Below are 3,469 nucleotides of genomic sequence, written 5' to 3' on the forward strand. Positions count from 1 at the left end.
ACCGCCGACCAGTGGCTGCACGCCCTCGCCACCCCCTCCGGCGAGCTCGGCGATGTCCCGCCCGAGGACTTCGCCGAACTGCGCCGCCGGATCGCCGCCTGGTACGCGGCCGTTGAGCCCGCCGAACCCGCGCTGCGGCTCTGCTTCCGCCTGCTCGAACCTCTCGGCCCCGACCAGGACGACCCCGAGGGGCGCCCCTCCGACGACGCCTGGCGGCTGGAGTTCCTGCTCCAGGCCGTCGACGAACCCTCCCTGCTGGTCCGCGCCGCCGACCTGCACGAAGGCGGCGCCGCGTACGCGACCCTCGCCCGCAAGGCCGCCGACCCGGCCGGTGCGCTGGTCGCCGAACTCGCCCGAGCCGCCCACCGCTGGCCCGCCCTGGACGGGCTGCGCCACCGCTCCCGCCCGTCTGCCCTGCCGCTCGACCGGGCCGGCGCGCTCGACTTCCTGCGCACCGCCGCACCCGCCCTCGCCGAGGGCGGCTTCGGCGTGCTGCTGCCAGCCTGGTGGCGCCGCCGCCCCCGGCTCGGACTCGCCCTGAGGGCCACCACCCCGCCCGCACCCGGCTCGCTCGCGGTCGGCAGCCAGATCGACCGGGACACCGTGATCGCCTTCCGCTGGCAGGCCGCGCTCGGCCCGGACGGGACCCCGCTCACCGAGCAGGAACTGGCCGAACTCGCCGCCGCCAAACAGGGGTTGGTCCGGGTCCGGGGCGCCTGGCTGGAGGCCGACCCGGAGCAGATCGCCGCCGCGCTCGCCTTCCTCACCGACCGCCGCGACGGCGTGCTGGCCGCCGCCGACCTGCTGCGGCTCGCCCTCGACCCCGAGGCGACGGTCGCCGGGCTGCCGGTCACCTCCGTCCGCGCCGACGGCCCGCTGGGCGAACTGCTCGCCGGGCGCGCCGAAGCCGCCCCCGCACCGACCCTGCCGCCCGACTTTCGCGCCGAGCTGCGCCCGTACCAGGAGCGCGGACTGGCCTGGCTGCGGACGATGTCCGGGCTCGGCCTCGGCGCCGTCCTCGCCGACGACATGGGCCTCGGCAAGACCGTCCAGACCCTCGCCCTGCTGGCCGCCGAGCAGGCCGACGGCGCCGACGGCCCCACCCTGCTGGTCTGCCCGATGTCCCTGGTCGGCAACTGGCAGCGCGAGGCCGAGCGCTTCGCCCCCGGCCTGCGGCGGTACGTCCACCACGGCTCCGGCCGCCTCGACGCGGAGCGGCTCGCCGAAGCCGTGCGCGGCGTGGACCTGGTCATCACCACCTACGGGCTGGTTCAGCGCGACCTCGCCGCGCTGCGGGCGATCCGCTGGCGCCGGGTGGTCGCCGACGAGGCGCAGCACATCAAGAACGCCGGCACCGCGCAGTCCCGGGCGATCCGCGCACTGCCCGTCACCCGGCACCGGATCGCCCTGACCGGCACCCCGGTGGAGAACCGGCTCTCCGAGCTGCACGCCGTGCTCGACTTCGCCAACCCCGGCCTGCTCGGCCCGGCCGAGCGCTTCAAGGAGCGCTACGCGATCCCGGTCGAACTGCACCGCAGCCCCGAACGCACCGCCGAACTCCGGCGCCGCACCGCCCCGTTCGTGCTGCGCCGGCTCAAGTCCGACCCGGCGGTGGCGGCCGAACTGCCCGCCAAGCAGGAGATGACCGTCTGGTGCAACCTCACCGCCGAGCAGGCCGGCCTCTACCAGGCCGTGGTCGCCGACCTGCTGCGGCGGGTCGAGGGCATCCGGGGCGTGGAGCGGCGCGGCACGGTGCTGGCCGCGATCGGCAAGCTCAAGCAGGTGTGCAACCACCCGGCCCAACTGCTGCACGACGGCTCGCCGTTGGGCGAACGCTCGGGCAAGGTGGCCCGGCTGGCCGAGCTGCTGGAGGAGGCGCTGGCCGAGGGCGACCGGACGCTGGTCTTCACCCAGTACGCCGAGTTCGGCACGATGCTCCGCCCGTACCTGGAGCGCCGGCTCGGCGAGGAGGTGCTCCACCTGCACGGCCGCGTGCCGCGCGCCCGCCGCGAGGAGCTGGTCCGGCGCTTCCAATCCCCGGACGGGCCAAGGGTGTTCCTGCTCTCGCTGCGGGCCGGCGGCACCGGCCTCAACCTGACCGCCGCCAACCAGGTGATCCACCTGGACCGTTGGTGGAACCCGGCGGTCGAGGAGCAGGCCACCGACCGCGCCTTCCGGATCGGCCAGAACCGCGACGTCCAGGTCCGCCGACTGGTCTGCGTCGGCACCATCGAGGAACGGATCGACGAACTCCTCGCCGCCAAGCGGACCTTGGCCGAAACCGTGGTGGGCGAGGGGGAGCACTGGCTCACCGACCTGTCGGCCGGGGCGCTGCGCGAACTGGTCGCCCTCACCCGTGAGGACGCCGTAGCCGAGGAGGACGCGTGACCGCGCAGCCACCCGACCGAGGAGGACACGTGGCCGAGCAGCCCAAGGCCCCGGTGGTCAACGTCGCCGCCTACTGGCGCGGCGACTTCACCCTGCGGCCCGACCCGCCACGGGCGGACCCGCCGCAGGAGGACCAGGACGAACCCTCGCTGCGCCGCCTCGGCCGCTCCGGCATCACCGTGCACGGCCGCGACCTCGCCACCCTGCTCGCCCCCGCCTACGACGCCTTCCACGGCTGAAGCCGGCCGCGTGCCGTGCGGTAGCGTCCCGAGGGTGACCGACTCCTCCGACGCCCGGCTGGCCGACTTCGAGCAGCACCGCCGACTGGTCTTCGGCATCGCCTACCGGATGCTCGGCAGCGTCGCCGACGCCGAGGACCTCGTCCAGGACACCTGGCTGCGCTGGAGCCGGGTCACCGACCCGGTCGCCGCCCCCGGCGGCTACCTGGCCCGTACGGTCACCAACCTCGCCCTCAACCGGCTGGACTCCGCCGCCGTCCGCCGAGAGTCCTACGTCGGCCCCTGGCTGCCCGAGCCGCTGGTCGCCGAACCGGACGCGACCGAGGGCGTCGAGCGGGCCGAGACCGTCTCGCTCGCCCTGCTGGTGGTGCTGGAGAGCCTGTCCCCGCTGGAGCGGGCGGTGTTCGTCCTCAAGGAGGCCTTCGACTTCTCCTACCGGGAGATCGCCGAGGCCCTGGACCGCACCGAGGCCTCCTGCCGACAGGTCGGCAGCCGCGCCCGGGCACACGTGCGTGCCCGCCGCCCCCGCTACGACGCCCCGCCGGAGCTGCGCCGCCGGGCCACCGAGGAGTTCCTCGCGGCCTGCGTCGGCGGCGACCTCAACCGGGTGCTCGCCCTGCTCGCCCCCGACGTCACCACCTGGAGCGACGGCGGCGGCGTGGTCACCGCCACGCTGCGGCCGGTCACCGGCGCCGGGAACGTCGCCCGTTTCCTCCTCGGCCTGCTCCGCAAGCTGGGCGAGGGTGTGGGTGCCCGGCCGGTGCTGGTCAACGGTGAGCCGGGCCTGCTGGTCACCGTGGACGGCGCGGTCGACTCCGTCTCGGTGCTGGACTTCGTCGAGG

The 3,469-nt window shown here is 75.4% G+C and carries 3 protein-coding genes; all 3 read left to right on the plus strand.

Annotated elements, in window-relative coordinates; all coding sequences use genetic code 11:
- The coding region (locus J0670_RS33380; protein ID WP_207815960.1) for a DEAD/DEAH box helicase at positions 1-2,388 on the plus strand (2,388 nt) is incomplete at its 5' end.
- Entirely contained in the window at positions 2,385-2,627 is a 243-nt protein-coding gene (locus J0670_RS33385) for a hypothetical protein (RefSeq protein WP_207815961.1), read from the plus strand. The genes J0670_RS33380 and J0670_RS33385, both read left to right, overlap by 4 nt.
- A gap of 34 nt (positions 2,628-2,661) precedes the next feature.
- Positions 2,662-3,469 (plus strand): RNA polymerase sigma factor SigJ (sigJ, locus tag J0670_RS33390; RefSeq protein ID WP_374223222.1); only part of this gene is annotated, 808 nt, incomplete at its 3' end.

It is taken from the genome of Streptomyces sp. FH025 (assembly GCF_017427025.1).
Classification (GTDB): Bacteria; Actinomycetota; Actinomycetes; order Streptomycetales; family Streptomycetaceae; genus Kitasatospora.